Below are 25,851 nucleotides of genomic sequence, written 5' to 3'. Positions count from 1 at the left end.
AATGACTGCCGTCAGTTTTTTTCGCTTACTCTGCCTCGCTGCTATTTGGGGTGGCTCGTTTCTGTTTATGCGAGTCGCCGCCAACACATTCGGGCCAGCTTACTTAATCGAATTTCGAGTTACATTTGCCGCCGTCGCTTTGTTATTGATCGCCGTATATTTGAAGAAGAAACTCACGTTAACTGCGCATACTAAACACTTCTTTATTATTGGCTTATTCAATAGCGCAGTTCCATTTTTACTCTTTGCGTACGCAGCCCAGACACTGAATGCATCAACTTTAGCAATATTGAACTCAACCGCCCCAATATGGGGAGCACTAGTTGGCTTTGCTTGGTACCGCAGCCCACTCACAGCAAAATCTGTTCTCGGTATGCTAATAGGCATTGGAGGCGTTGCAGTCTTGGTCGGCTTAGATACTTCAACCATAGGTGAAGAAGCCATGCTCCCTATTGCCGCCAGTTTGATGGCTTCTTTCAGCTATGGCATTGCTACCAACTACACTAAAAATGCGCCACAAGTACCTGCTTTTGACAATGCTCACGGCAGCATGTGGGCGGCGGTTATTTGGGTACTGCCGCTGCTACCATTCTTACCAATGCGTGCAGAACCAAGTCATTTCGAATGGAGCTCTGTTGTCACGCTCGGCGTTGTATGCACAGGGTTCGCTTATTTGCTCTATTTCCGCTTAGTTTCTGATATCGGCCCAGCGTCAGCACTGACTGTCACTTTTCTTGTTCCTGTTTTTGGTATCTTATGGGGCTACTTGGTGCTAGATGAGCCCGTCGGCTCTAACACCATCATAGGAACAATTCTAGTGCTTAGCGGCACTATGCTAGTCACCGGTTTCTCCCCAACAGCAATGCTCGCGAAGAGAAAACGAAGCGTGGCTTAATCAGCCTAATATAACTTCCACACCTCGCTTTTTGATTTGTTCAAGGTCGCTTTTCGGAGCGGCTTTGTCAGTCAGCAGCACTGATATTTCGTCAGTCTTACCAATTGATGAGGGATAAATTTGCCCAAATTTACTAGAATCCGTTAGAACAATATTGCGCCTTTTTTTCGCAATGATGGTTTCTGCGATCTCAGCGCGCATCATGTCGCGGCTAGTAAAGCCAGTGTCTTGATGGAAGCCGTCAATACCCAAGAAGGCCGTGCTGAAATGAATGTTCTCAATACACAACTTAGTCAGCGGTCCGACCAAGCTCTCGCCTTGGTGCTGATACACGCCACCAAGCAAGATAATGTTGGCAGAAGTGTTACGGATGAGATGGGCGATATACGCCGATGGCGTAATAATGGTCACATCGCCGCGCTCAGCCAATGTCCGAGCCAACAACGCATTGGCACTGCCTCCTTCAATCAGCACTGTCTCATTCGATGCGACCAAATCCGCAGCTTGGTTTGCGAGCGATTGTTTAATATCGAAACGTACTTCTAGGCGGGCATCAATGTCATCACTTTGCAACGCGGTAGCTGCGCCGTGAACGCGCTTTAGGTAGCCCTGTTGCTCCAGAAAGTTCAAATCCTGTCTGATGGTCACACCCGACACGCCAATGATGTCAGAAAGCTCTGTGACTTGAACGCGTTTACGGTCGTTCACTAATTGCAGGATTTCATTTTGTCTTGGGTTCACAGGTTCGCTCCTTATTGATGAGCTTACAGTATACTCACCTGATGTTTCATATGAAAAGAACTTGAAAGTAAAAAGGAAAAAACGCGTGGTCTGATTAGCCAAGCTGTACCTTGCGAATATCGCTCCCATCAACAGATAATAGGGCAACGAAAATGGGATGGAAGAAGAGGGGTTAACTCCCTACATCCCAACACCGGTAAAGACTAGGATAAAAGTAATGGAAGAAATTTACTTCGCAGGCGGTTGCCTTTGGGGCGTGCAAGAATTTATGCGCCACCTTCCGGGCGTAATCAACACAGAAGCCGGGCGAGCAAATGGCACAACGGATAACACTCAATCCGAATACGATGGCTACGCAGAGTGCGTGAAAACCCAGTTCGACCCTGAGCAAGTTTCGGTTGAAACTTTAATGGGGTATTTGTTTGAGATAATCGACCCTTACAGCGTTAACAAGCAAGGTGAAGACGTAGGTGAGAAGTACCGTAGTGGTGTTTATAGCCAAAACGAACAGCATCTCACCATGGCGAAAGCGTTTATCGCAGTACGACCGGACGCCGACAAGATCGCCGTAGAAGTACTGCCACTCACAAATTATGTGCCAAGTGATGATGAGCACCAAGACAGACTCACAAACTTTCCGAATGATTACTGCCACATCCCATTAGATTTACTACATAAATACAGGGATAACTCGTAACCATTCAGTCAGCATCGCTTTAAAAGGCAAGATGCATATCAGTTTAAATCGATGCCTTCCACTAATGACAATGTCATTTCTGCCGCCGATATTTCCTTACAACCCGACGAGTTTTGTCCGCACCACAACGGTGTGAATTCATCTCGGTTTTGCTTTTCCATAAGCGCTCTTAGTTGAGCCATTTCAATGGAGGCGTATGGGAATTTCGGCGCAAACTCACTGATGTAGCCTAGCTCCGACATCGCGCGATTCACAATGCCTCTCGCTGGTCGGCCCGAGAAAACATTGGTCACAGCGGTATGTTGCGCGCGTTCACTGGCAATGGCATATCGATGTAAAGACGATGTTTTCGCCTCATCACACAACAAATAGGCGCTGCCAACTTGAACGGCACTCGCTCCTAATCTCAACGCGGCTTCCACCCCACTTCTATCAGCGATTCCGCCTGCAGCAATAACAGGCAAATTCACCCGTTTGGCGATTTGTGGTAATAACGCCATCAAACTTAATTGAGTAGTTAAATCATCCGATAAAAACATACCTCGGTGTCCACCAGCCTCCAAGCCTTGGGCGATAATACCGTCAACGCCTTTTGCTTCTAGCCAAAGTGCTTCGTCCACCGTAGTCGCTGACGAAAGGATCTTCCCTCCCCACCCTCTAATTCGAGTTAACAGATCATCGTCTGGCAAACCAAAGTGGAAACTGATCACTGGCGGTGCAAATGGTTCAATCGCGTCAGCAATATCATGATTGAAAGGCATCCTTGTCGGAGCGTTTGGCTGAGCCTGAACGGTTGCATCAACCTCGGAAAAATACGGTTGCAGCGTTTTTTGCCACTTTTCGTGCTTGTTGGCGTCATACTCCGGCATTTCATGGCAAAAGAAATTGAGGTTAAACGGTCGGTTAGTTGCCTGCTTGATAAGTTGAAGTTCTTTTACGATGGCGTCTTTGTTCAGCATTCCACAAGGTAACGAGCCAAGCCCGCCAACATTACTGACGGCTATGGTCATTTGGCTGTCTTGCACACCGGCCATTGGCGCTTGAATAATCGGTAACTCTGTTCCCAAAAGTGTATTAAATACCTTGTTTATCATGCTCTTTCCTTGAAAACTTAACCTTTACCTGTGATGGATCTGCGCCATCGTTATCCAGACTAGACTTTCACATGATTAACCGCTTATAAAGTTAAAGTGATGCATTTGTGCGCTATGCACTTTTGATAGAAATGACAAAGGGAGCCTATGGCTCCCTTAATATGCTGAATAACAAGAATCAAAGTGACTATCGTACGACATCTGATTCAAGCTCTAGCTCTGCTACAGACAGCATGGCAAACTCTTCCTCGGCGGTTGCTGCCACCAGTTTGTTGCGGCTGTATAACCCATAATAAACACCACCGATAAGAAACAATCCCATTGTCATGAAAAAGGCTGAGGGATCAAAAGCATAAACACCTGTCATTGCGATCAAAGAAAGCACCAGAGAAATACTCGAAGTAATTATCCCACCAGGCGTTTTATATGGACGAGTTAATTCCGGCTGTTTAATTCGCAATAAAATATGGCTCAAGGACATTAATGCGTACGATACAGTCGCACCGACAACAGCCATCGCCAAGATTAAGTCCCCCTCACCCGTAAGTGAAACCAAGAACCCAAAAACGCCCGGAACCAAAAGCGCACGAGAAGGCACTTTTTTGTCACTGGTTAATGACAAAGTTTGCGGTAAATAACCCGCGCGGGAAAGCGCAAACACCAAGCGACTGTAACCATAAATGATTGAAAAGAAAGAAGCGATAAGGCCAGCCAATCCAAGTAAGTTCACGGCCATTGCTACCGTTGAATTGCCCGTAAGCTTTAGGGCGTCAACTAATGGCACCGCGCTATCGCCTATGACCTTTGAGCCAACCGCACCAGCCAAAAGGACGACTACGAGAGTTGCGGTTAGCAATAAAAACAGCATCGCACCAATGATGCCTTTGGGAACATCTTTTGCCGGATTTTTTGCCTCCTCTGCCGCTAAAGGCACACCTTCAACCGCAAGAAACAACCACATTGCAAATGGCAACGCAGCCCATACGCCATACCACCCAAACGGCAAGATTTCTGTTGCCTGAGCCGTCGCCGGAGCAATATCGAATAAGTTATTAACATCAAAGTGACCAATAAGCACAGCAGCAGTAATGAGAATAGCTAGCACAGCCAAACCGCTGATGACCATCATTACTTTGAGAGCTTCGCCTACCCCTGCCATATGAATAGCGATAAAGACGGCGTAGAAAAGTGCGTAAACAACAGGGCCATCGATACCAACCAATTCATTCACTGCTGAGCCAATAAAAATCACTATCGCAGCAGGCGCGAGCGCATATTCAATCAAAACTGATAAGCCAGTGAAAAAGCCGCCTGTCGGCCCCATCGCCTGTCTTGCGAAGCTGTAACCACCACCCGCAGCAGGAATCGCCGCAGACATTTCAGCTAAAGACAATACTAGCGTGAAATACATTATTGCCATCGCGATAGCAGCAATAAGAAAGCCTCCCCATCCTGCTTGAGCGATGCCAAAGTTCCAACCGGCAAAGTCACCAGATATAACATACGAGACACCTAAGCCAGCAAGTAAAATCCAACCTGCGGTGCCTCTTTTTAGCTGCCTTTTGGCCAAGTACTCCTGATGTTTAGACATAGTAAATCCTTCTACTTTGATGAAATTAAAAAGTTGTCGCTGTGTTTATCTTCAACGCTTGCGCCACTTGGCTCATTGATATCGGAGCGATCTTTCAGGTTCACTCCTGACAGTTGTAATTTTCGAGCCTCCTTGAGCAAGTAAAATGCGCGTTCACAGGCATCGTCATAGTTGAGCCCCTGGGGACGCACATTGGAAATGCAGTTTCTTTGGGAATCTTTAGAGCCTCGTTTAGCCCCCCAAGTGAGATACATACCCATGCTATCCGGAGAAGTTAGACCGGGCCTCTCTCCAATTAAAACCAGCACGGCCTTGGCGTTAAAACATTCACCAACATCATCCCCTACCGCTACTCTTCCTTGCTTTACGATTGTGATAGGTGCGAATTTCCATTGATGTTCATCATCAGCGCTTAAAAGAGAAATCAATCGAGTAACAACAGGCACGGCATGGTTTTGAATTGCGACGGAAGAAAGTCCATCAGCAATAACAATCGCAAGATCAATGTCAGTGTTATGCTCATTTGCTATCAAGTTGAGCGTTTGCCAAGAAGATTCATCAAGCAGCCGTCCTAAATCGGGCCTTTGCAGGTACATAAGTCGGTCACTCACTTGACTGCTCACTACCACTGGAGGCTCTAAGGTATTTTCAAGAATCGAGTAAGAGTCCGACAAACCAGCAACGAGAGACTCAGTATTCAAACTGCAATGCACTGCATCCATAGCTTGGGCGTGATCCAGCTGAAATGAGAGTAACTCGTTGGTTGGTACACTGTTCCCGCTGCGACCCAGAGCGATCCGAGCAGAGGTGAAGTCGCGTAACTTGCCCCAAGGGTTATGTGTGACAACTTCAGACTCATCTTGTGGGGACTGAGCAATGGTGATTACTTTACCCATGAGAATACCCCTTATTCAGTTGGTTAATTGCTCCCGAAAACGAGCGAGAGATTTGCTCACTTAATCGAACGTCTTGCACGCTCTCGAAAATCTGCATCTCCATTAACCATTGTTCAAACTCTGGTGCTGGCTTCAAACCGAGTACTTTTCTTGCGTAAAGGGCATCGTGAAATGAGGTAGTTTGATAGTTGAGCATGATGTCATCAGACCCTGGAATACCCATGATGAACGAGCACTCGGCCACACCTAATAGTGTCAGCAAGTTATCCATGTCATTCTGATCGGCATAGGCATGATTGGTGTAACAGATATCGCAACCCATAGGTAAACCAAGCAACTTCCCACAGAAATGATCTTCAAGCCCAGCACGAATGATCTGTTTGCCATCAAACAGATACTCAGGGCCAATAAACCCAACGACAGTATTAACCAACAAAGGGTCGAACTGTTTCGCGACAGCATAAGCGCGGGCTTCACAAGTCTGCTGATCGACCCCATGAAATGCATTAGCAGACAGCGCTGTACCTTGTCCGGTTTCAAAATACATCACATTATTTCCTACACTACCTCGATTCAAAGACAACGCGGCTTCATGGGCCTCTTTCAAAATCGACAAGTCGATTCCGAAGGTATCATTCGTCCCTTGCGTGCCGCCTATCGACTGAAAAACGAGATCGACTGGTGCACCCATTTCAATGGCTTCGATCGTGTTCGTGACATGAGTTAACACACAAGACTGAGTCGGTATTTGATAGTGTTGAATCACCTCATCCATTAAGTTCATTAACTTAATAGCTTGAGGTACATTATCTGTTGCCGGATTGATACCGATAACCGCATCGCCATTTCCGTACATCAGACCATCAAAAATGGTCGCTGCGATACCGTTGAGAGAATCAGTGGGATGATTCGGCTGTAAGCGAGTAGACAGGCGACTCGGCAAACCAATCGTATTCCGAAAAGCCGTGACAACTTGGCATTTTTTAGCAACGAGAATCAAATCCTGGTTGCGCATAATCTTACTGACTGCGGCCACCATTTCTGGTGTTAAACCTTGACGAATTTTAGCCAACGTTTCACCATCGGCTTCTTCACTCAGCAGCCAATTTCGAAAATCTCCGACCGTCAAGTGCTCAATCGGCTTAAAGGCTTCAAGGTCATGCGTATCGATAATTAGGCGAGTGATATCGTCGCTTTCGTATGGAATAACCGCCTCGTTAAGAAACGTTTTAAGTGGTAACTCAGACAGCGCCATTTGTGCGACTACACGTTCTGCCGCTGACTGAGCACAAACCCCGGCTAACGCATCGCCTGAGCGCTCGGGTGTCGCTTTCGCCATCAAGTCAGCTAATGACTTAAAGGTATAGACTTTACTTCCTTGTTGCCGACGATAAGTTGCCGTCATTGCTCTTCCTCTTCACTATTTGGTTCGCTTTTTGCTGAACTATCAATAAGCTTTAAGAAAGTATTGCCAAATGTGTTCCGTAGCGTTATCAAAAACTGGCAACATTTATAAACCAATAATAAACAATGAGTTATGTAAATACTGCTCCAACATGACTCACAAAAAAGGAATGAGCATCACAAGGATGAGTAACCAAATGCCCCAAACTGCACCAATGCTGTGCATCCATCACACTAAGGATGCAAACCAACAAGCTGCGAGTCTGATAAACTGGCAACAGGAATATGACCAACTCAGCGATGGTCGATTTTTAGGTCAAATTCGAGAACGACGATTTCCCAATTTACATGTATTTCGTGAAGACAGTAACCGCTCGCTAAGACAGCAATGCAGGGTTGAACAGGGAGGTATTTGGTTGGGTTTGAGTGCGGAAAATAAGCCGCTACACCTAAATCACAGTCAGTTTAATTCAAGCCAACTTTTGCTTAGGCAAGGTGGCGCTGATTTTGAGTTAATGACACCGGAGCAGTTTTCTATCTATGGAATAGTGCTCGACAAAAACTTCGTTCACATCATAGAAAATCAACTTGAGCTTGGGAGTATCCAAAACAACACATTACACTTAACGGGTTTGACGGAAAAACACATTCAACAACTTAAATACTACTTAGGCACGTTACTTGGTTCCGCCGAGCCAAGATGGTCTGAAACCACACATCAAGCAATCTTAAAAGACATTGTGCTGGAGTTGTTCTCACTCAGTTCACTGCACACGAGCCATCCGATATCAATCTCTCATCGTCAACACGTGATGCAGCGTATAAAACAACAGCTACAGGATCTAGACTACCGTACACCAATAACCGTCAGTGAACTGTGTGACGCAGTACACGTCAGTCGTCGCACACTACAGTACACCTTTGAACATTGCTGTAATACTTCCCCAAAGCAGTTCATACATCGAATGCGCCTGAATCAAGTACGTAGAGTGCTACAAAGCCCTGAAGATAATCGAACAATTGCAGAAATTGCTTTTGACTTTGGTTTTTTCCATCTCGGGCAGTTCAGTCAAAGCTACAAGCGGCTATTTGGTGAGACGCCAACTGAAACGAGAAAATGGGAGTCCAGCAAATAAAATGACAGGCAGTATATTCTTTCAGATCCTGCGTTGGGGCCATGTTATGCAGTCGCAATGATTTGCTGAAACTTAGCATGAAGCTCTTCAAGTGCCGCTTCAACATCCGGTTCTGCACGGCTCAAGTGCGAGATTAACGTCATAAAATAGCAGTCAAAAATCAGCGGTATTTTCCCCTCAAGGACGGAGCTTCCGTTTACAGATTGAAACAAAGCTTGGTTAAACGACTGATAATAATCCAAATCCCAAATCACCTCTTTCAACAAAGCTCGGCTCAGCTCAACGTTCGCAAAATAGTAGCGATAGTATTTCTCCGTCAGCGCCAAACCAATGTCGATATCGGTTTTACCTTCCACACTGACTAGCGTTTCTTGGCTGATCTGTTGCAGTTGCGCCAGCATCCCTTCGCGCAAAATCGACAGTTTAGTCGGGAAATGGCTAAACACTGTGCCATCGGCTACTCCTGCTTCTCTCGCCATCTGCCTTGTGGTCGTCATGTCATAGCCATTTTGAGCAAAAGATGCCCATGCGGCTTTTAGAATTTTATCTCTGGTTTGTTGTCGCTTCGTCATTGATGTGTCTGCTTAATGAGCCTGAAAGGATCATACCTTGCGTGGTTGAGATTGACAAATTGAGCGCGCTCATTTATAAAATTGAGCATGCTCATTTTATATAAAAACAAAAGGAATCGCTCATGTACGTATTAAACAAACTAGGCCAAGGATTGATTTTCTTCCCGACCATCTTCTGCTTTTCGTATATTTTAAGACCGATATTAATGGTCATCCTTATTCCAGGAGGACTCGCACTTTTGGCGTTAATCGGTGGCGCAGAAGTCAGAGCGGAACTCAAAGCCATGCTGCTTGAGGAGTTTTTTGGCGTTAGCCCATCGCACACCACCTCGAAAAGGGCGTGAGTGCGCTACAAACGTTGGCAAGGCTAAGTAAAAAAGAAAACGCGCAGATATCGAGATCTCAATACCTGCGCGTAGATGCGGTGAAAATAAGACTGGCTTTAGTCAGTATTCATGTTCTGGCCAATTCGCCATAAAACGCCACTAGGGTCAAACAAACAACATTCGCGTATGCCCCAAGGTTGCTCGACTAGCTCTGTCAAACGCGAACCAAATTCCTCATGACCCACTTTGGATAAGTGCTGATGCCAACTTTCTGCGTCTTCTACGAGCAAGTGCATCATGAAGTTATTGCCGTGTTCTGGCTCATAAAAATTCTGTAAAAGAAACGCGCAGCTACCTTGAGAGAAGTATGCTACATCACCGAAGTCCGACGCCATTTCAAAGCCAATCGCCTCATAAAAGCGTTTTGATAGCGCGTAATCTTTCGCCGGAACAAATGATTTGATTTCAACAATATTGAGGTTTTCCATTTCCAATTTCCTAAGCCTTTTTCCATAAAACTGACTGACGTAATCTCGCTCTATGCCTTCTATTCGCCTTGCGTAATCTGCTGTGATGACAGTGGCACACACTCTGCCATTTGCGTTTGTAACCACGTGATAAATTTATGTTCAAGTTCTGTACGCTTTTTATCTTGACTCAATAAAACGTAATTGCAACTTGATGGAGAAAACCCAAATGGTGCGACCAAATTACCACGCTTAATATCGTCCATGACAAAAGGATACGATCCCATTGCGACGCCTAAGCCATCCACTGCGGCTTGTATGCAAAAATAAAAATGCGCGAATGATTGCTGAGTGTTGCCGTTGAAAGTTTCACAACGTGTTGATTGCTGCCAATCCGCCCAAGCATTCGGTCTGGTTTGGCTATTCAACAATCGAGCTGCTTTCAAATTGTCTTTAATGAATTGCCAATACTCAGGAGAAAATACCGGCCCCACCCACTCTTCCACAAGAATGGTTTTGTCGTAATCGTGATGCTGCGCAAAATCGTCTCGACGAATCGCCATCGAAAGCCCAGTTGATCCTAATGTTACCGGGCCACCAGCCGTCGACAAACGAACATCAGCACGGTGTTCATCATTAAACGCGGCCAACCTTGGCATCAACCAGCGCATGGTTAATGTCGGTTCACAAGACACTTCAAGATGCTGATGCTTCTCTTGAATAAGCGTATTCACGCCTGTTTCTAGCGTTTGGAATGCCGTTTCTGTGTATGTCTTGAGTAATTCGCCTTCTGCCGTCAACACGACTTTCCTGCCCTCTTTGAAGAACAAAGGTTGAGACAGATATTGCTCAAGTTGCTTGATCTGCTTACTCACGGCTCCGTGGGTAATGTTCAGTTTGTCAGCCGCTTCAGTGTAGCTTGAAGAGCTCGCCGCAACGTGGAATACATAAAAAGATTTCAGGTGACGCATCTGTGAGTTTTTCTCACCAATATGGGAATATTTTTCGATTATAGTCAGTAATAAAGACGCCTACAATTCCGCTACATCCCAGACTTCATCATTCAAACAGGAAATCGATATGGAATTTGTAACTCTTGCGTTATTAGGTGTGCTTATTGTTATTAGCCCTGGCGCAGACTTTGTTTTGGTATTAAGAAATAGCTTAAATCAAGGACGAAAAGCAGGCGTGTACAGTGCGATTGGTATCAGCATGGCGATCAGCATCCACATCGCTTACTCCATGCTGGGGATCAGTTACTTAATTTCACAAAATGAATGGTTGTTTAATCTCGTGCGCTATCTTGGGGCCGCTTATCTTGTCTACCTTGGGATTAAAGGAATATTCTCCTCGCAACCTGCATCAAACTCAGAAACCGTTCAACAGAGCGAGTATTCAATGTGGCGATTTTTCATGCAGGGATTTCTGTGTAATTTACTCAATCCCAAGACGATGCTGTTTTTTCTGAGTATTTTTAGCCAAGTGATTTCTCCCGACTCTAGTCAGCAACACATCGCCTTGTTCTACGGGATTTATATGATTGCGCTGCATGGTATTTGGTTTTCTATCGTTGCTGTTTTATTCACGTCACCCCAGCTACAAGCTTTCTTGTTGAAGATTAAGCATCGACTCAATCAAGCATGTGGGGCGGGATTGATCATTTTCGGCGCAATGCTGGGCTTAAAGGTGTAGTACGCTTGCGGTCCGATTACCCCAGTTCAAATTGATCATTGAACAAGTGGCAGTAATCAAATAAAAATCAACATTATCAATACTTTAAATTATAAAAAAACAGCCAACGTGCGCTGGCTGTTTCGATACAGTTAATGGATGACCCGAGCGTCCCCTTTAAATAACTGAGACAGATCGATAGTGAATATCGTCACTGTCGGACGTTTAGGCAGAGCATTTTCGATTGAAAACTCTGGCCCAGCTGGAACGAGGGGGAAGTGAATAGCAGTCGGCCACGTTGACGAAGCTTCATTACCGCCCGGCTCAGATATTGAGAAAGAAAACGCAGGTAAACGGGTCATAACACTTACCTCAAATGACTGATTAGCGGGCTCAAGCGAGCCCGCTTAGGTTTTGCAATGTTATTGTTATTTTAACGCTTACTTAATCACTAGCGATTGATGACGTTAGATATCAAGTTCTTTGTCTTCAACGTGGTTGGTGATCATCGCTTCAGTGGTGATCATCAAGCCAGCAACAGACGCTGCGAATTGAAGCGCTGAACGTGTTACTTTCGCAGGGTCCAAGATGCCCATTTCGATCATGTTGCCGTATTCACCTGTTGCAGCGTTGTAACCGTAATCGGAATCACCAGCTTTGACAGCGTTCGCCACAACAGAAGCTTCGTCACCTGCGTTAGTTGCGATTTGACGAAGAGGCTCTTCCATTGCACGTAGCGCAACTCGGATACCCACGTTTTGGTCATCATTGTCGCCTTTTAGATCCGCCAATTCTTTCGCGATCTTAGTTAGGGCAACACCACCACCAGCAACAATACCTTCTTCAACCGCTGCGCGGGTAGCGTGTAGCGCATCGTCCACGCGGTCTTTCTTCTCTTTCATCTCAACTTCGGTTGCAGCGCCGATCTTGATCACCGCTACGCCGCCAGAAAGCTTCGCAACACGTTGTTGAAGCTTATCTTTGTCGTATTGAGAAGTGGTTGTTTCGATTTGTTTTTCAATCGAAGCCACACGATCAGCAATCGCGCTTGCTTCTGCTGCACCACCCACAATGGTTGTTGTGTCTTTGGTGATGGTAACTTTCTTCGCACTACCTAGTTGCTCTAACGTTGCTTTTTCGAGCTCTAGGCCGATTTCTTCAGAGATGACCGTACCAGCAGTTAGTACCGCAATGTCTTCCATCATCGCTTTACGGTTGTCACCAAAGCCAGGCGCTTTCACCGCGGTCGCACGCACGATGCCGCGCATGTTGTTCACAACCAATGTCGCTAGCGCTTCACCTTCGATGTCTTCAGCAATGATCAATAGCGAGCGAGAAGATTTCGCCACTTCTTCTAGTACAGGCAATAGCTCGCGGATGCTGCTGACTTTTTTGTCCACCAATAGGATGTAAGGGTTGTCTAGCTCTACGCTGCCATTTTCTTGGTTAGTGATGAAGTATGGCGACAAGTAACCGCGGTCAAATTGCATACCTTCAACCACAGACAATTCGTTGTTTAGACCTTGGCCTTCTTCAACCGTAATCACGCCATTGCGACCCACTTTCTCCATCGCTTCTGCAATGATTTCACCGATCGCGCGATCGCTGTTTGCAGAAATGCTACCCACTTGGGTGATGGATTCTTTGTCGCTGCATGGCTTAGACATTTCACGTAGTTTCTCAACCGCCGCTTCAGTGGCTTTGTCGATACCACGTTTTAGGTCCATTGGGTTCATGCCAGAGGCTACCGCTTTAAGACCTTCATTGATGAAAGATTGCGCCAGTACGGTAGCGGTCGTTGTACCGTCCCCCGCTTCATCATTCGCTTTGGACGCCACTTGTTTCACCATTTGTGCGCCCATGTTTTCGAACTTATCTTTCAGTTCGATTTCTTTCGCTACAGATACGCCATCTTTGGTGATGGTTGGCGCGCCGTAAGATTTATCAAGCACAACGTTGCGGCCTTTCGGGCCTAGTGTCACTTTTACTGCGTCCGCCAGTAAGTTCACACCTTTCAGCATTTTTTGACGTGCGTCATTAGCAAATAATACGTCTTTTGCAGCCATGGTTATCTCCTCAAAAAACTACTACAAAAATAATTACTCAACGATTGCTAACACATCAGATTCGGACAGAATTAAGTATTCTGCGCCGTCAATTTTCTCGGTTTTCACGCCGTAACCGTCATTGAAAATGATTTGGTCGCCCACTTTGACTTCCATCGCAGCGCGTTCGCCATTTTCAAGACGTTTACCTAAACCAACAGCAATGACTTTCCCGCGGTTTGATTTTTTCACCGACTGAGAAGTTAAAACGATTCCCCCTTCAGATTTATTTTCCACCTCTTGTCTTTCAACAATTAGCTTGTCATTTAAAGGACGAATTTTCATTTTTAAGTGCCTCCTACTTGGAACCAAAAATAAAAGACAAAATAAACATCAAGATGGATTTGCGAATCGACAGCTCGCTTTCGATGAAAATAATAAGGTCGAAAAATTAGAGTTCAAGAGGTGAATTTGATAAAAAATTTTTATTAAATTAAATAAAATTTTCTATCGAATTATCGCATTCACAACCACTTAGCATCTCTTTATGATGGAAAATATGCTTAATCAAATCTAGAGTGATTACGTACTCTTAAAAAGGATAATCAAACAATGAAAAAGGCCGTATCTCTATTTCTTGCAACGTTGTGCATTGGCTTCCTCTCCCCCAACGTGTCGGCTTCTGAACGAGCTGAACAAGGGTGGCAATTGATTGACAAGGGCGCGATGATTGTCGATGTGCGCACGCCGCAAGAGTTTTCTGAAGGGCATTTGGATAATGCCGTCAACTTCCCTTTATCTGAACTTGATAAACATTTTCAAGACGTCGATAAAGATCAAGCTATCGTGTTGTACTGTCGCAGTGGTAACCGCTCTGGCAAAGCGTATCAATACTTACAAACGCAAGGCTTTACGAATCTGCACAATGCAGGTGGCTTAGAAGAACTACAAGACGCCAAATAGTCGTCTCCGTTCTAATATACAAAGTAAAAGCACAGAGCGTGTCCCAAGCGTATTGTAACGCGCTCTGTTTCTAAATACTTATCTACAACAACTCTATTTTGGCCCTGCATCAAATTGAGTCAGGTTATCCGATATCTCGAGCCACGGCGCTTTCGACGCGACAAAAATATGGAAATCGGGCTTGTGAGAAGGTGTGTCATCCAAGATACCAAGGCGAATATTGACGATCCCATTGTTCTTTTTCGAATACAGACTTGATCCGCAGTGGCGACAAAAGCATAGCATGGTATTTTCGCTTTTCTGATAAGTTTGAATATCTTCTTTCCCTTGGATAATAAGCAGTTTATCCAACGCAATACCACCGGCAGATGAATAGTCAGAACCTGTGAACTTGCGGCATTCAGAGCAATGGCAATTTCCCATGTACTTGAATTCATCTGCCACTTCCAACTTTACCTTGCCGCACAGACATGAGCCTTTCAGTACTTCCATTTGAATTCCTTTTTGTTATGAATCTAATTGAATTAGATGGCTATCTCGACACCATGCCACTGCAATACGAAAAATTAAAGACAGGCAATACAGGTTTTCAAAAATGAAACGAAAATGTAAAACATTCCATTCAGAGTGAAGTGCGCTCGACACGTGAAAAATCGAGCTATTTTAGATACAAAAACACCAAGCAATAACGCTTGGTGTTTACCTCACAGAATGTCGCCTCAGAAAAGGCGCTTTCCGCTGTGCTTAAAAAATGCAGTGTTTAGTAAAGCTGGTCGCTTCGTTTGCAGTCCAGTCACCTTTCGGCTTATCTTTCAGGTTTTCACACCATTGCTCGCTGCCGACACCATCTTGCAGAACACAATGCTTTGCAAAGTCTACCGCGTTGTCTGCTGTCCATTCTGTTTTTGGCTTATCGCGCATGTCGTTACACCAGCCTTCAGTGCCCACTTCATCACTACAAGCGGTCAAAGCAGAAGCCGCCAACATCAGCATGACTAGTTTTTTCATAAATTTAAGGTTCCAGTTGCAAACAATAGTAAAATTAAACTCAATCTCTTCAACACGTGCCCATTCAGGTGTCTGAATAAAGGCGTCACTAGCTGAAGTGACTTTTGTATCAACTATAACGAAATTATCAGTCTACGTGTTAAGACATCGAAAAATTATTGAGCGACTCTGTGTAAAGCGCGCCATTCTAAAAGCTATAGGCAGCGCGCTTTCGTTAGCTCACCAACCTTAGAAGAGCCAGTACCAAAGCACGCTAAACGCAGCTCTAATGCCATTTGTTCAAAGTGTTCGACGACAGACTGCGTGCTGATCGTCGCAGCTTTTAATACCGCACCAGCTTGCCCAATGAGATTAGCACCCAAATGAATGGCTTTCGCCGCTTCAAGTCCGTTATGAACACCTCCCGAGGCGATCAACGGTAATGTAGGATGCAGTGCGCGGATTTGAGCCAAACATGTTGCTGTAGGGACACCCCAATCGCGGAAAAGCTCGGCTGCACGCTGCATTTTCGGATTGTCTTGGCAATACCCTTCAACCGCACTCCAGCTTGTACCACCCGCGCCCGCAACGTCAATTGCATCCACACCAGCATCAATTAATCGCTGCGCAACGTGTCCGCTAATACCAAAACCGACTTCTTTGATAATGATAGGAACCTTCACGCGAGATTTAAGCATCTCAATTGCCTGGAAAACACCAACCCAATTGTGGTCGCCATTTTTCTGAAACGCTTCCTGCATTGGATTAACGTGCACAAACAAGGCATCTGCTTGAATCGCCTCAACCGCACGTTGCGCATTATCGAGTTTACCTTTATCGAGCAATTGAGCGGCTCCAAGATTGGAATACAACGGTACTTCTTTCGCCAACTCACGAATGGTTTTACCCAAGCCCGAATGCTGACTTTCTTCTAAGCTAATCCGTTGCGAGCCCACACCCATGGCAATACCTAATTCACTTGCTGCTTCAGCTAGACGACAATTGATCGTTTCTGCGTCTTTTGCTCCGCCAGTCATCGAGCTAATCAAAAACGGTAGCGCTAATTGATGACCAAGAAACTCTGTCGATAAATCAATCGCGTGAAAGTCACATTCTGGCAGCGCACAGTGTTCAAACTCGACAGACTCAAAACCCGCCGTTTTATGCTTCATGCTCATATCATGATGTAAAACAGCATCTAGGTGTAAATCTTTTCGGTTAGTTTGCGGAGCCATAATGTCACCCTAAAGTAAAACAGTCGCGCAGTATTGCGATCCTTATCAGTAACGTCAATGCGAATTTTGTGAATTTGCCGGATTACTTTTCCGAAACGAGTAATGAATCTCGACTGCCCCTGACATTATAAGAAAAGAAACTCGCTTTCCGTTTTAAACAAGCCGGCAAGTTTCTCTTCAAATTGAGATAATCAGCGTACGATACCCATGATGCAAATGGATCACATTGCTCTGTAGTTTACTTTACGCTGTCCGACAGAATTAGCGACACAACAGTGCTTGTCGTCGTTGGTTCAAACTGTTCGGGATCATCACAGAATTGAATTTTTCCTTTTTCTTCTACATGGAACAGCGGTACAACTGAACTACCTTTGTGATGCGCTAAATAATCTTGATACGTGAAGTTATCGCTCAATTTCGTGTGTTTAACCTCTGCACCACGACTTAACATACTGGCTAGCTGGGTATAGCTTACATTGCCGCCCATCAGCAATTTACCATGGTACTCCTGAGCCACGGAGTGCTTCTCGCTGCCATTGCCGTTGGTTTTCACTTTTTGTAAGCAGTGAACTTTATCTTCCCCAAACTCGTCGACGAATTGCATGCAAGCCATAATGTTGAAATGCTGATCGGGCGTTAATGCAACCACTTGTCCAACTCCTATCAAGTTCAAGTTGTCGTCCGCGTGACTAGAAATAGGGTTGCCGTAATAGTAATCCAATCCCAACATACGAACCTGACTGATGTACTCCCAGTTTGAGTCAGTCATTAATACGCGGCGGTCATAACGCGCCAGCGCCTGCCCTATTTCTCTTGCTACTCGGTTAGCACCAATCAACAAGAAGCCGCGTGGTGCTGGCTCTGCAACGCCCAACGTCAGCGCTACAGGACGTGCCGTCGCACTTTGTAACACGACCGTTCCTATAATCACCATGAAGGTCATAGGGACCAGTAAAATCGCTTCATCAATGCCGTATTCGGTCAATTTGATCGCGAAAAGAGACGAAATCGAAGCAGCAACAATACCGCGCGGTGCAACCCAAGACAAAAACAGCTTATCTTTAAGACGCAAGTTGCTGCGGAAGGTTGAAAGAAAAATCGATAACGGACGCGACACTAACTGCATAAATACAAACAACAATAACGCACCGCTACCTAGCGCAGCAAAATCATCCAGACTGATTCGAGCCGCAAGGAAGATGAACAATCCGGTGATCAGTAAAATGGTTAAATGCTCTTTAAAGTGCAGAATTTGCTGAATATTGATGTCTTTAGCGTTTGCGAGCCACATACCCATTACGGTGACGGTTAGTAACCCAGCTTCAGACTCAATGTGGTTAGAGACCGAAAATACACCTAGAACCACCATCAAAACCGCAAATGGCTGCAAATATTCCGGTAGCCAAGAGCGACGCATGATCGTCGCAACTGCATAGCCTGAGGCCGCACCTAGCATGACGCCGACAGCAATGATCGTCCCAAACACTTCGACGCTATTTATCGCGCTGTGAGATACGATAAACTCGTAAACCATCACAACAAAAAGCGCACCGAGCGGGTCAATCAAAATCCCTTCCCATCGCAAAATGTTAGCAAGCGTACTGTTAGGTCTTACGGTTCGTAGAAGTGGCACGATGACCGTCGGCCCTGTTACTACGGTTAAGCTGCCGAACAACATGGCAAGCTCCCAAGTAAAGCCGAGGAAATAGTGTGTTGCGATACTGGTCGCCGCCCACGAAATGATCGCCCCGATGGAAACAATGCTCCATACCGAACCACTCACGCCACGAATTTCTTTAAAATTTAAGGTCAAACTGCCTTCAAATAAAATCACTGCCACCGCCAAAGAGACCAACGGAAAGAGCAAATTACCTAATATCTCATCAGGATTTAACCACTGCATAAATGGCCCGACGATCAGCCCTGCCAACAACAAAAATAAAATCGCTGGCAAACGCAATCGCCAAGCTAACCATTGGCAACCTAAACCAATAACCCCAACCGCTGACAGCACCAGCGCTTCATTACCCACTTGCATCAATAATTACCTGTTTTTGTCTTTTTTCGCGTGAATGCGCTATACCCGAATACATTCAGCCTTACGGTCAAATAGAAACAACCGAACGTGCAAATCAAACGACTGACCTTCGATGACATCGCTACGAAACGCACATGTTTGAAGTCCTTTGGCGATCGCATCAGAACTATGAATATAGTTGACCCCCAATGACTTAACGACTCATTTTTGTTCATCAGGTCTTAAAGTGGCACACAAGTGTGCGACTTTGTCGAATTCATCATTACGCATTGAGTTTCATTATGTAGAATGATTTCTGAAGAAAGCGCGGAACCTAGCACTATATGAGGCTAAGGCATAGAGCATGAACTAAGCTTTAGCGTAAGTGCTCAAAGTTAAGAATCGTGGGTCACGCGACGTACGCAAGGAGAAATGGATTGTACGTAATACTAGCACTGTTCATGGCGTGTCTCGCCATCCTCATCGGAGTGAAAGCCGCCAACCGAGCTGCACTTTTAGAAAAAGAACTAACCAAACTTCGTGAGGAAGTCACATCACTACGAGCCAGTGTCCATGGGGGCTCAAACCCACAAGTGCACCAACAATCCAGCATCGAAAAAGACACACCATCTGTAGCGACGTCACCTCACATAGAATCACAACAGAAAAATGTCTCATCCTCTGGGGAACATGATCCAGCTGCCAACCTAGACTTGGACCAGAGCGCTGCGAATCAAGGGTACGCCCAGACAAGAGAAGTGCAACTGGATGTTTTTAGTCAAGAAAATGAGTCATTCCTTCAGAGTAAAGTTCAGAGCCTGCTTAGCAACATTCAAGAAAATTGGTTGGTTTGGGTAGGCGCATTGGCCATGCTGATCGGTGGAGGTTATCTCGTACAGGTGATTGGTAGCCACATCCAGTTTTCGCCATTTATGCGAGTATCCTTTGCCTTTGTGCTCTCATTACTTATGGTGCTTGTTGGCGAGTGGTTTCACCGTAAAGAACAACAGAATCCGCAACGGGCGGCACGAGCCCAAGGCTTTACGTATGTTCCTGCTGCTGTTACCGGTACGGGATTAACGGGCATTTACTGCACCGTCATTTTTGCCTTTGTGGTTTATCAAATGCTAACGCCGAGTATCTCGTTGATCATCTTGGCTTCAGCGGCATTTTTCAGTTTAGCATTATCATTGCGACAAGGGCCGTTAATGGCCGTGCTTGGCTTAATTGGTGGCTACACAGCACCACTGTGGATTGGAGGTAGTGAACCCAACTACTTTTTGTTAGCCGGATACATCTGCGCAATTTCGTTCGCGGCGACCTTATTGATGCAAAAAGTGCGTAGGGCATGGATTACGCCAAGTATCGCGATTCCACATGTCATTTGGATGTTGCTGTTGATTGAGAGTGTACCAACAGAACGGTTGTTCTCGTGGCTCGCGATTTATCTCTCCATCACTTTGTATCTCATTTTCGCGGTTCCGAGAATGGGTTGGAGGCTCAATCCTCGCTTTCGTCACTATCAAAGCAAGTGGACAAACTCGCCGACCGCTACCGCTCTCGCAACTGCTTTATTGACCTTTTCTGCCGTCACCAGAATGCCGGAGCTGAACACTCTACAAATGGCGTACTGTTATACGCTGCTTGTTGCGATCATCTGGCTACCAGCACTTCGTACAGGCTGGTCATTACGTGTATTTTTGCCATCTATTCTCGTCTCAGCAACCGCGCTGATTGTTCTTACCATCGCTTTTGATGCGCTGTATATGTTAGAGCGAGAAGCTAGCATTCTATTCGCATTGGCGGTGAGTATTGCACTGATCGGCTATCGAACATATTGCCAATCACTTAGTGACCGTTCGCAACTCAGTGGGCTGCTTCTGCTGGTACTGGCTCCCGCGATGAGCTTAATTACGTTGCTTTATGTTGACGAATTTATGCAAGGCTACCTGTGGTATTGGACTACCTTCTGCGCATTGATGGCCACTTACTATGTTGTGCTTGGTCAGCGTGCACGTTCGTTGGCATTAGAATGCTCTGCCGTTATGCATGCTTTAATCGTAGGTATCGCTTTTGTTTGGTTGAGCGATACTTGGTTAACAACAGCAATCTCAATACAAGTTGCGATAATGGCCTTACAGGCTCAAGTCGGGTTATTTCGACCTGCGAGTTGGGCGATTAAAGTGGCAATGGGAATACTGGTTATCCGACTCACGCTGCTACCTTTCATACCCGAATGGCAACCGGTAGAAGCTGGGCATTGGGCTTGGGTTCTTGTGAGTTATATGCCTTCTCTCTTCATCTTGTCTTATGCTCGTTCAACACTAAAACAAGTGGACCGAGAACTGACCAACTGGTTTGAAGGGGCGTTTTTACATGTATTCTTAATGGCATTGTTCACCCAAACTAACTACTGGTTAACGGGGCAATATGGTTACTTGGGGCACATCGACTTCACAAGTGCGGCAGTCTTTGCCAATCAAGCATTAGTTATGGGTTTGGTATACAGCTACCGCAGCCAATTTGCGCAACGCTTAAGTCGTATCTACGAAATCTATAGTTACTTGCTTTGGTGCGCGTTCGCTATATTGATTATTTTGCTTAATACGGCAGAATCGCCGTTGGTGACTGATAACGTCTCGGCACAAGCACTTCCCATCTTTAACATGCTGAGTATCGGCTGGCTGTTACCAGCTTGCATCCTGCTTATCGCAACGTTTAAGCGCTGGAATACGTTGCAAGTTCATCGATTTGCGATTGCTAGTCTAGGCTTTTTACTTGCAGCCATTTGGTTGGGGATGTCTATCCGTCAATTCTGGCAAACCACATCGATGATGCTGTATCAGCCAACCAGCATGGCAGAGTTGTTCAGTTATTCAGTGGCTGGCTTGCTCGTAGGTGGATTGCTGACTTGGCGCGGCGTGACCCAACAGGGGCTGATGATGCAGCGTGTCGGTCTAGTGGTCCTTGCCTGTGTCGCACTGAAAGTATTCTTATGGGATGTGAGCTCTCTGGATGGGTTCTGGCGAGCGATAAGCTTCTTAGGCTTAGGTGCGTCTTTGATAGCACTTGGATGGCTATTCCAGAAATTGAATCGTTCGGTGGCAAAAGCACTCGAGCCCTAGACGAGTCGAAGAGAGATTCCCGACAGTGCGCTGTTTTCGTTATTGGGGGACGATAACAGTGTAAAGCCGGGAATCATTGGAGTGTTCGTTACTTCAGTAAAGCGACCACAGTATGACGACGCACGTTTGCTTGCGCATTCAATGCCTGAAAAGTCGAAGTAAACTCGCCAGACTTTTGCATGAATCCATCCAGTTTTGCATTCACCTCATTGACTGAAAGCTGTGCGGTTTTGGTTTGGATAGAACGCATTTGAGTATTCAGTTCACCATGAAAAGCTTTCGCTTCCTGCAAGCTCGTTTGAACTTGTTTCAGATGCTGATTTACTTTGGCAATCGTCTGCTTGATGCCGTCGCGTGAGCCTAGATCAAACCCGAGCTCCGCAATACCATCTGGCTCAGACTTTAAGTTCAAAACGTTAGGCTGTCCCGCAGGGAATCGGTGCCCTTCCCCCGTTACCATCACCTTTTGCTGCATTTGTTGATAAGCGTTGTCTCTGGCTTCAAATAAAATGCTGCCATCATCGGCTAATGAGGCTCGCATTCCTAACGCAATCAAGCTGCGATCCAGCATTTTGACCGTTCGCTCACCGTCTGATTGTCCATCAAACTGAATCATCACCGCTTGACCTTGAGGAAAATCCAAACGGATTTGCTCGGCCTTGTCGCTTAAGCGATGAACATTCAAACCTGGAATAGAAAAGCGACGAATATCCGCTTTATCCAGTTTTAAATGCAGTTCGTTATTTAGGACTTTCTGGCCATCGAAACGTGCTTGCTCAACGACTTTTTGGATGGTGGCTTTAGAACGAACCAATGTATCCTGCAAACCAGGAACATTTTGTACGCCTTGATTAATAGCTTGCGTCAAACCACGTTTAATTTGCGTGAGCTCTTTGCCAATCACCTGCAGCGATTTGGACGCGATCTGAACCGCCGTGGCTTGCTGCTGACCCTGCGTAAGCTGAATACCAGATACAGAGTAGGCTGACGCAGTGTCAGCCTGAATTTGCGCCGGGCGCGGTTTAATTGCCGTACTTGAGTCTGCAGAACGGGTCGGCATGATAGAGGCTTGTTCTTGTCCACCTAAGCGTATGCTATGGGGTCTAACCTCTACTGTACTCATTACCATAAAAAGAACTTCCTAACCTTATAAACGGTCAAACAGCGACAAACCATCGATCTTCACATAGCTTGCTTGCGTTGCTTGCAAAGCGGCCATGTAATTACTCAATCGTACCGACGCTTCACCATAGTCCAGAGCAGAGAGGTCTCCAGATACTTTGTCAACGAACAGCTTGTTTTCACTGTGCGCGCCACCAACAAGATCTAAGTTGTTGTGTCGACCACCAATCTCAGTCATGGTCCCTAGTACGTTTGAAAAAGTATCGTCGATAGCGCTGATACTCGCCTCAACTTCAGCTCTGAAGTTGGCGGTAGGGCTCTCAAACTCTTTGATCAGCGCATCAATTTGGTTAAGCACGTTATGGCCTCCCCCAAGGTCCAATATTTCTTTTGCAGTCATATTGGAATCCATCGTGACACCTTTAGCAATTGTTACTACGCGCTTGTCACTATTACCTTCAATTACGTAGCTGCCGCTCGCTTTACTTACAGCCGCAGTATCCGTTTTAGTACCAGAGAAAAGGTAGTGCCCTTCTTCATCCTGCGCGTTAAAAGACGACTCAATAGAGTCACGGTAACTCTTAAGCTCTGTAATCATACCGCCACGACTTTCGTCAGTAAGAGAGCCGTTCGCACCCCAAAGCGCGATGTCTCGCATGCTTTTTAAGCTTTCTTTGATCGAATCTAAATGGGTTTCTTGACTCGATAGCGTCGTTTTTACGTTTTCAATATTGTTTTTGTACTGAGCAATCGCACTGGTTTCTCGGTCTAAGTTAAGCAACTTGATCGAAGCCATTGGATCATCAGACAGCTTGGTCAAGCGCTTGCCAGTAGACATCTGTTGCAGAGCTTCGCCTAGTCCCGCGCTATTGCTCTGCAAGCTGTGCAACATCATTTGACTAAATTGATTGTCACTAATTCGCATCTAAACTTTCCTCTTAGAATAACTGCAGAATAGAATCGAGCAGTTGATTTGCTGTGCTGATCACTTTCATGTTGGCATTGTGCGCATTAGCAAACATCATTAGGTTAGCCGCTTCTTCATCGCTGTTTACGGAACTAACATTATCGCGAGCTGCGTGCGCTTGCTTGTTCATGGCTAACTTCGCTTGATAATCAGCATTAGCTTGGCGTGCTTTAATTGCGGTTTGACCCACCATTGAACTAAAGGCATCGTTCAAGCTTACTGAGCCGTAACCTGATACCGCCACTGGCTTGTTGCTTAACTCGATCAATGATTGCAACGCATCTGCGTTACCAGGTGTTCCATCACTTGAGAACGCAAGCTCATCTGGAGTTAGCTTGGTAATATCCAAACTGGCTGCAGGGTTTGCTGGGTCATAGCTGAACAAAGGTTTACCTGGGTTGCCATTTAAGTCTTTGCCAGTTGCAAGCACGGCGTTGTATTCATCCGCGAGAGCTTTCGCCATGTCATTCAGAGCCAGTTGGTTTGGTTTCAACACTTCGGTTTGATAGTCATTAATCGCACCTAATTTGCCACCAAGCGAGTCACCAATCGCAAAGCTTTGATTCGAGAACGTGACGTGTAAGTCCGCTAAGTAAGGATCACTCGGGTCAGGAATGGCTTCCAGTTTGCCATGGTCCGTACCCATCACAAGCGGTTGACCAGAGGTTAGTGTGACCTGAACACTGCCGTCATGCTGCTGTGTTGTTTTGATTTCAATGGTTTGAGATAACTCACCGATTAACCTATCTCGTTCATCCATTAACTGTGATGGGTTACCACCTGTACCTTGCATCTCTACCAGTTGCTTGTTCACCTTCGCGATATTTTCCATAAGGCTATTCGCGTGGTTAAGCGCTGCATTACGTTGGTCGCTCATGTCTTTATGTTGATTGTATAATGACTCGGTAAGCGTATTAAAACGGCGGGCCAAAGCTTCAGATTCGTTAATGATCTGCTGGCGGTAAGGTATGGATTCCGGCTTAACGGTCGCATCGTTAAGCGCAGCGTTTAGCGAGTCCAAGCCAGCCGATATACTGAAACCATCGGCACCAAGCGTATTCTCCAGCTGACTCATGTTACTGGTGTATCCAGATGCGTATGCCGCCATACTGTTAGTCGACCACGTTTGCTTAATCAGAAATTGATCAGTAACGCGGCGAATGCTAGTGACTTCTACCCCTAAACCTGGACTTAAGCGATTGGCTTTACCATCATCGACAGACGCCATCAACGCTTGTTGACGACTGTAACCCACGGTATTCACGTTTGCCACGTTTTGCGCGGTTACGTCTAGGGCCACACGGTTCGCGCCTAAACCTGAAAGGGCAATATTAACTAGGTTCATTTACAGCTCCATTTTTCTGATCAACGGCTGAGAAAACGCGGTAGTCATACCGGCCTCACCGAATACCTGTTTAACAGAGGCGACGGCTTGAGAAGCGGTATTAAATAGGCTTGAATTCTTCTCCACCTCTTTAGAATCTACTTGTGAGATAGATTCAGAATTCGAAGCTTTACCATCGTTAGCGGATGAGATGTTGCGCGCAGCATCGAAAGCAACCTCACGCATAGACGGGCTCAGCTGTTGGATGAGCATATTGGCAATGCCTGAGCTCTGTTTCTTTGCTAGTTCCATCGCCAGCTGACCGTCATACATATCACGGAATACCCCTTGTTGCTGACTGGCAAACGGGCTGTCTTTATCAGCAAGAGCATCACTACTGCTGCGCATTTGGCGTAACACCATTTGTAAGAACATTGCCTCAAATTGACCTGCGACGACTTCAAGTGCGCCTTCTTGATCACGACTATGCTTGATGTTAGCCAATGCACTGTTGTCGTGATAAAGCATCGAATTTAACTGAGTTTGTTCATTGGTACTGTCTAGCTTCATCCTTAA

26 protein-coding genes are annotated in these 25,851 nt (G+C 45.8%); 7 read left to right on the top strand and 19 right to left on the bottom strand.

Annotation, left to right across the window (positions count from 1 at the left end; all coding sequences use genetic code 11):
- Position 1 precedes the first annotated feature (1 nt).
- Positions 2 to 895 carry a DMT family transporter gene (locus tag R7Q47_RS08515; protein WP_213911841.1) on the top strand — a complete coding sequence of 298 codons (894 nt, stop codon included), beginning with the start codon at positions 2 to 4 and terminating at the stop codon, positions 893 to 895.
- On the opposite strand, the gene R7Q47_RS08510 is transcribed toward R7Q47_RS08515, so the two are convergent.
- Positions 896 to 1,636, bottom strand: a complete 741-nt coding sequence (locus R7Q47_RS08510) for a DNA-binding transcriptional regulator YciT (protein ID WP_054865466.1) — start codon at positions 1,634 to 1,636, stop codon at positions 896 to 898.
- A 217-nt stretch (positions 1,637 to 1,853) separates the two neighbouring features.
- On the opposite strand from R7Q47_RS08510, the gene R7Q47_RS08505 reads away from it, so the two are divergent.
- Positions 1,854 to 2,333 carry a peptide-methionine (S)-S-oxide reductase gene (locus R7Q47_RS08505; RefSeq protein WP_213886200.1) on the top strand — a complete coding sequence of 160 codons (480 nt, stop codon included), beginning with the start codon at positions 1,854 to 1,856 and terminating at the stop codon, positions 2,331 to 2,333.
- A gap of 38 nt (positions 2,334 to 2,371) precedes the next feature.
- Here the strand turns inward: R7Q47_RS08505 and R7Q47_RS08500 are convergent, their stop codons facing one another.
- The 4 genes from R7Q47_RS08500 to R7Q47_RS08485 form a co-directional block, all read right to left on the bottom strand.
- Positions 2,372 to 3,427, bottom strand: coding sequence for a nitronate monooxygenase (locus R7Q47_RS08500; protein WP_318088920.1), 1,056 nt, complete (start codon positions 3,425 to 3,427; stop codon positions 2,372 to 2,374).
- Positions 3,428 to 3,614: 187 nt separating this feature from the next.
- Positions 3,615 to 5,018 carry an ethanolamine permease gene (gene eat / locus R7Q47_RS08495; protein WP_104980411.1) on the bottom strand — a complete coding sequence of 468 codons (1,404 nt, stop codon included), beginning with the start codon at positions 5,016 to 5,018 and terminating at the stop codon, positions 3,615 to 3,617.
- A gap of 11 nt (positions 5,019 to 5,029) precedes the next feature.
- Positions 5,030 to 5,914: an ethanolamine ammonia-lyase subunit EutC gene (gene eutC, locus R7Q47_RS08490; protein WP_005388717.1), complete on the bottom strand. Its 885-nt coding sequence runs from the start codon at positions 5,912 to 5,914 to the stop codon at positions 5,030 to 5,032.
- Positions 5,907 to 7,319: an ethanolamine ammonia-lyase subunit EutB gene (locus R7Q47_RS08485; RefSeq protein ID WP_005388715.1), complete on the bottom strand. Its 1,413-nt coding sequence runs from the start codon at positions 7,317 to 7,319 to the stop codon at positions 5,907 to 5,909. Before R7Q47_RS08485 ends, eutC begins: the two co-directional genes overlap by 8 nt.
- 184 nt (positions 7,320 to 7,503) lie before the next feature.
- Between R7Q47_RS08485 and R7Q47_RS08480 the strand changes: the two genes are divergently transcribed.
- Positions 7,504 to 8,454: a helix-turn-helix domain-containing protein gene (locus R7Q47_RS08480; protein ID WP_213886201.1), complete on the top strand. Its 951-nt coding sequence runs from the start codon at positions 7,504 to 7,506 to the stop codon at positions 8,452 to 8,454.
- Positions 8,455 to 8,498: 44 nt separating this feature from the next.
- Here R7Q47_RS08480 and R7Q47_RS08475 read toward each other — a convergent pair whose 3' ends face one another.
- Entirely contained in the window at positions 8,499 to 9,026 is a 528-nt protein-coding gene (locus tag R7Q47_RS08475) for a helix-turn-helix domain-containing protein (RefSeq protein WP_318088919.1), read from the bottom strand.
- Positions 9,027 to 9,148: 122 nt separating this feature from the next.
- Between R7Q47_RS08475 and R7Q47_RS08470 the strand changes: the two genes are divergently transcribed.
- The gene (locus R7Q47_RS08470) at positions 9,149 to 9,370 is read left to right on the top strand and encodes a hypothetical protein (RefSeq protein WP_213872739.1); all 222 of its coding nucleotides are present in this window, start codon (positions 9,149 to 9,151) and stop codon (positions 9,368 to 9,370) included.
- 98 nt (positions 9,371 to 9,468) lie between these two features.
- Here R7Q47_RS08470 and R7Q47_RS08465 read toward each other — a convergent pair whose 3' ends face one another.
- Both R7Q47_RS08465 and R7Q47_RS08460 read right to left on the bottom strand, forming a co-directional pair.
- The gene (locus tag R7Q47_RS08465; RefSeq protein WP_053304622.1) at positions 9,469 to 9,840 is read right to left on the bottom strand and encodes a VOC family protein; all 372 of its coding nucleotides are present in this window, start codon (positions 9,838 to 9,840) and stop codon (positions 9,469 to 9,471) included.
- 59 nt (positions 9,841 to 9,899) lie between these two features.
- Complete coding sequence (locus tag R7Q47_RS08460; protein ID WP_104976287.1) at positions 9,900 to 10,790, bottom strand: LysR family transcriptional regulator; 891 nt, start codon at positions 10,788 to 10,790, stop codon at positions 9,900 to 9,902.
- Positions 10,791 to 10,899: 109 nt separating this feature from the next.
- Here R7Q47_RS08460 and R7Q47_RS08455 point away from each other — a divergent pair, with 109 nt between their 5' ends.
- The gene (locus R7Q47_RS08455; protein WP_005388704.1) at positions 10,900 to 11,511 is read left to right on the top strand and encodes a LysE family translocator; all 612 of its coding nucleotides are present in this window, start codon (positions 10,900 to 10,902) and stop codon (positions 11,509 to 11,511) included.
- Positions 11,512 to 11,642: 131 nt separating this feature from the next.
- On the opposite strand, the gene R7Q47_RS08450 is transcribed toward R7Q47_RS08455, so the two are convergent.
- The 3 genes from R7Q47_RS08450 to R7Q47_RS08440 all read right to left on the bottom strand — a co-directional run bounded on the left by R7Q47_RS08450 (position 11,643) and on the right by R7Q47_RS08440 (position 13,880).
- On the bottom strand, positions 11,643 to 11,852 hold the full coding sequence (locus tag R7Q47_RS08450; RefSeq protein WP_005373984.1) for a hypothetical protein: 210 nt from the start codon (positions 11,850 to 11,852) through the stop codon (positions 11,643 to 11,645).
- Between the two features lie 105 nt (positions 11,853 to 11,957).
- Entirely contained in the window at positions 11,958 to 13,556 is a 1,599-nt protein-coding gene (groL, locus tag R7Q47_RS08445; RefSeq protein ID WP_053304624.1) for a chaperonin GroEL, read from the bottom strand.
- Positions 13,557 to 13,589: 33 nt separating this feature from the next.
- Positions 13,590 to 13,880 carry a co-chaperone GroES gene (locus R7Q47_RS08440; protein ID WP_005373989.1) on the bottom strand — a complete coding sequence of 97 codons (291 nt, stop codon included), beginning with the start codon at positions 13,878 to 13,880 and terminating at the stop codon, positions 13,590 to 13,592.
- Positions 13,881 to 14,147: 267 nt separating this feature from the next.
- On the opposite strand from R7Q47_RS08440, the gene R7Q47_RS08435 reads away from it, so the two are divergent.
- On the top strand, positions 14,148 to 14,498 hold the full coding sequence (locus tag R7Q47_RS08435; protein ID WP_213886204.1) for a rhodanese-like domain-containing protein: 351 nt from the start codon (positions 14,148 to 14,150) through the stop codon (positions 14,496 to 14,498).
- 93 nt (positions 14,499 to 14,591) lie between these two features.
- Here the strand turns inward: R7Q47_RS08435 and R7Q47_RS08430 are convergent, their stop codons facing one another.
- The 4 genes from R7Q47_RS08430 to R7Q47_RS08415 all read right to left on the bottom strand — a co-directional run bounded on the left by R7Q47_RS08430 (position 14,592) and on the right by R7Q47_RS08415 (position 18,758).
- A complete protein-coding gene (locus R7Q47_RS08430; RefSeq protein ID WP_005388696.1) occupies positions 14,592 to 14,990 on the bottom strand; it encodes a GFA family protein in 399 nt (132 codons plus the stop codon).
- A gap of 252 nt (positions 14,991 to 15,242) precedes the next feature.
- Positions 15,243 to 15,506, bottom strand: coding sequence for a DUF3012 domain-containing protein (locus R7Q47_RS08425; RefSeq protein WP_005373992.1), 264 nt, complete (start codon positions 15,504 to 15,506; stop codon positions 15,243 to 15,245).
- Between the two features lie 194 nt (positions 15,507 to 15,700).
- Positions 15,701 to 16,720 (bottom strand): type 2 isopentenyl-diphosphate Delta-isomerase, encoded by a 1,020-nt coding sequence (gene fni, locus R7Q47_RS08420; RefSeq protein ID WP_025768016.1) that lies wholly within the window; start codon positions 16,718 to 16,720, stop codon positions 15,701 to 15,703.
- A 238-nt stretch (positions 16,721 to 16,958) separates the two neighbouring features.
- Complete coding sequence (locus R7Q47_RS08415; protein WP_005373994.1) at positions 16,959 to 18,758, bottom strand: cation:proton antiporter; 1,800 nt, start codon at positions 18,756 to 18,758, stop codon at positions 16,959 to 16,961.
- Between the two features lie 440 nt (positions 18,759 to 19,198).
- Here R7Q47_RS08415 and R7Q47_RS08410 point away from each other — a divergent pair, with 440 nt between their 5' ends.
- Positions 19,199 to 21,862 (top strand): DUF2339 domain-containing protein, encoded by a 2,664-nt coding sequence (locus R7Q47_RS08410; RefSeq protein WP_395240412.1) that lies wholly within the window; start codon positions 19,199 to 19,201, stop codon positions 21,860 to 21,862.
- 88 nt (positions 21,863 to 21,950) lie between these two features.
- On the opposite strand, the gene R7Q47_RS08405 is transcribed toward R7Q47_RS08410, so the two are convergent.
- The 4 genes from R7Q47_RS08405 to R7Q47_RS08390 are packed head-to-tail and all read right to left on the bottom strand — an operon-like array spanning position 21,951 to position 25,845.
- The gene (locus tag R7Q47_RS08405; protein WP_005373996.1) at positions 21,951 to 22,991 is read right to left on the bottom strand and encodes a flagellin; all 1,041 of its coding nucleotides are present in this window, start codon (positions 22,989 to 22,991) and stop codon (positions 21,951 to 21,953) included.
- A gap of 18 nt (positions 22,992 to 23,009) precedes the next feature.
- Positions 23,010 to 23,909 carry a flagellar hook-associated protein FlgL gene (gene flgL / locus R7Q47_RS08400; protein WP_005373998.1) on the bottom strand — a complete coding sequence of 300 codons (900 nt, stop codon included), beginning with the start codon at positions 23,907 to 23,909 and terminating at the stop codon, positions 23,010 to 23,012.
- 13 nt (positions 23,910 to 23,922) lie between these two features.
- On the bottom strand, positions 23,923 to 25,296 hold the full coding sequence (gene flgK, locus R7Q47_RS08395; protein ID WP_005374000.1) for a flagellar hook-associated protein FlgK: 1,374 nt from the start codon (positions 25,294 to 25,296) through the stop codon (positions 23,923 to 23,925).
- The gene (locus R7Q47_RS08390) at positions 25,297 to 25,845 is read right to left on the bottom strand and encodes a rod-binding protein (protein WP_005374002.1); all 549 of its coding nucleotides are present in this window, start codon (positions 25,843 to 25,845) and stop codon (positions 25,297 to 25,299) included.
- Between the last annotated feature and the right edge of the window lie 6 nt (positions 25,846 to 25,851).

It is taken from the genome of Vibrio sp. Vb0349 (assembly GCF_033338975.1).
Note: the sequence above shows the minus strand (reverse complement) of the source record. Positions and strands in the feature narration are given on the sequence as shown.

Coding starts and splice junctions, on each gene's coding strand:
- R7Q47_RS08440 (WP_005373989.1), bottom strand. CDS start 13,880: ATGAAAATTCGTCCTTTAAATGACAAGCTAATTGTTGAAAGACAAGAG.
- R7Q47_RS08430 (WP_005388696.1), bottom strand. CDS start 14,990: ATGGAAGTACTGAAAGGCTCATGTCTGTGCGGCAAGGTAAAGTTGGAA.
- R7Q47_RS08435 (WP_213886204.1), top strand. CDS start 14,148: ATGAAAAAGGCCGTATCTCTATTTCTTGCAACGTTGTGCATTGGCTTC.
- flgK (WP_005374000.1), bottom strand. CDS start 25,296: ATGAACCTAGTTAATATTGCCCTTTCAGGTTTAGGCGCGAACCGTGTG.
- R7Q47_RS08480 (WP_213886201.1), top strand. CDS start 7,504: ATGAGTAACCAAATGCCCCAAACTGCACCAATGCTGTGCATCCATCAC.
- R7Q47_RS08405 (WP_005373996.1), bottom strand. CDS start 22,991: ATGGTAATGAGTACAGTAGAGGTTAGACCCCATAGCATACGCTTAGGT.
- R7Q47_RS08500 (WP_318088920.1), bottom strand. CDS start 3,427: ATGATAAACAAGGTATTTAATACACTTTTGGGAACAGAGTTACCGATT.
- R7Q47_RS08515 (WP_213911841.1), top strand. CDS start 2: ATGACTGCCGTCAGTTTTTTTCGCTTACTCTGCCTCGCTGCTATTTGG.
- fni (WP_025768016.1), bottom strand. CDS start 16,720: ATGGCTCCGCAAACTAACCGAAAAGATTTACACCTAGATGCTGTTTTA.
- R7Q47_RS08465 (WP_053304622.1), bottom strand. CDS start 9,840: ATGGAAAACCTCAATATTGTTGAAATCAAATCATTTGTTCCGGCGAAA.
- R7Q47_RS08415 (WP_005373994.1), bottom strand. CDS start 18,758: ATGCAAGTGGGTAATGAAGCGCTGGTGCTGTCAGCGGTTGGGGTTATT.
- R7Q47_RS08460 (WP_104976287.1), bottom strand. CDS start 10,790: ATGCGTCACCTGAAATCTTTTTATGTATTCCACGTTGCGGCGAGCTCT.
- R7Q47_RS08425 (WP_005373992.1), bottom strand. CDS start 15,506: ATGAAAAAACTAGTCATGCTGATGTTGGCGGCTTCTGCTTTGACCGCT.
- R7Q47_RS08470 (WP_213872739.1), top strand. CDS start 9,149: ATGTACGTATTAAACAAACTAGGCCAAGGATTGATTTTCTTCCCGACC.
- R7Q47_RS08485 (WP_005388715.1), bottom strand. CDS start 7,319: ATGACGGCAACTTATCGTCGGCAACAAGGAAGTAAAGTCTATACCTTT.
- flgL (WP_005373998.1), bottom strand. CDS start 23,909: ATGCGAATTAGTGACAATCAATTTAGTCAAATGATGTTGCACAGCTTG.
- R7Q47_RS08505 (WP_213886200.1), top strand. CDS start 1,854: ATGGAAGAAATTTACTTCGCAGGCGGTTGCCTTTGGGGCGTGCAAGAA.
- R7Q47_RS08410 (WP_395240412.1), top strand. CDS start 19,199: ATGGCGTGTCTCGCCATCCTCATCGGAGTGAAAGCCGCCAACCGAGCT.
- R7Q47_RS08475 (WP_318088919.1), bottom strand. CDS start 9,026: ATGACGAAGCGACAACAAACCAGAGATAAAATTCTAAAAGCCGCATGG.
- eat (WP_104980411.1), bottom strand. CDS start 5,018: ATGTCTAAACATCAGGAGTACTTGGCCAAAAGGCAGCTAAAAAGAGGC.
- R7Q47_RS08450 (WP_005373984.1), bottom strand. CDS start 11,852: ATGACCCGTTTACCTGCGTTTTCTTTCTCAATATCTGAGCCGGGCGGT.
- groL (WP_053304624.1), bottom strand. CDS start 13,556: ATGGCTGCAAAAGACGTATTATTTGCTAATGACGCACGTCAAAAAATG.
- eutC (WP_005388717.1), bottom strand. CDS start 5,914: ATGGGTAAAGTAATCACCATTGCTCAGTCCCCACAAGATGAGTCTGAA.
- R7Q47_RS08390 (WP_005374002.1), bottom strand. CDS start 25,845: ATGAAGCTAGACAGTACCAATGAACAAACTCAGTTAAATTCGATGCTT.
- R7Q47_RS08455 (WP_005388704.1), top strand. CDS start 10,900: ATGGAATTTGTAACTCTTGCGTTATTAGGTGTGCTTATTGTTATTAGC.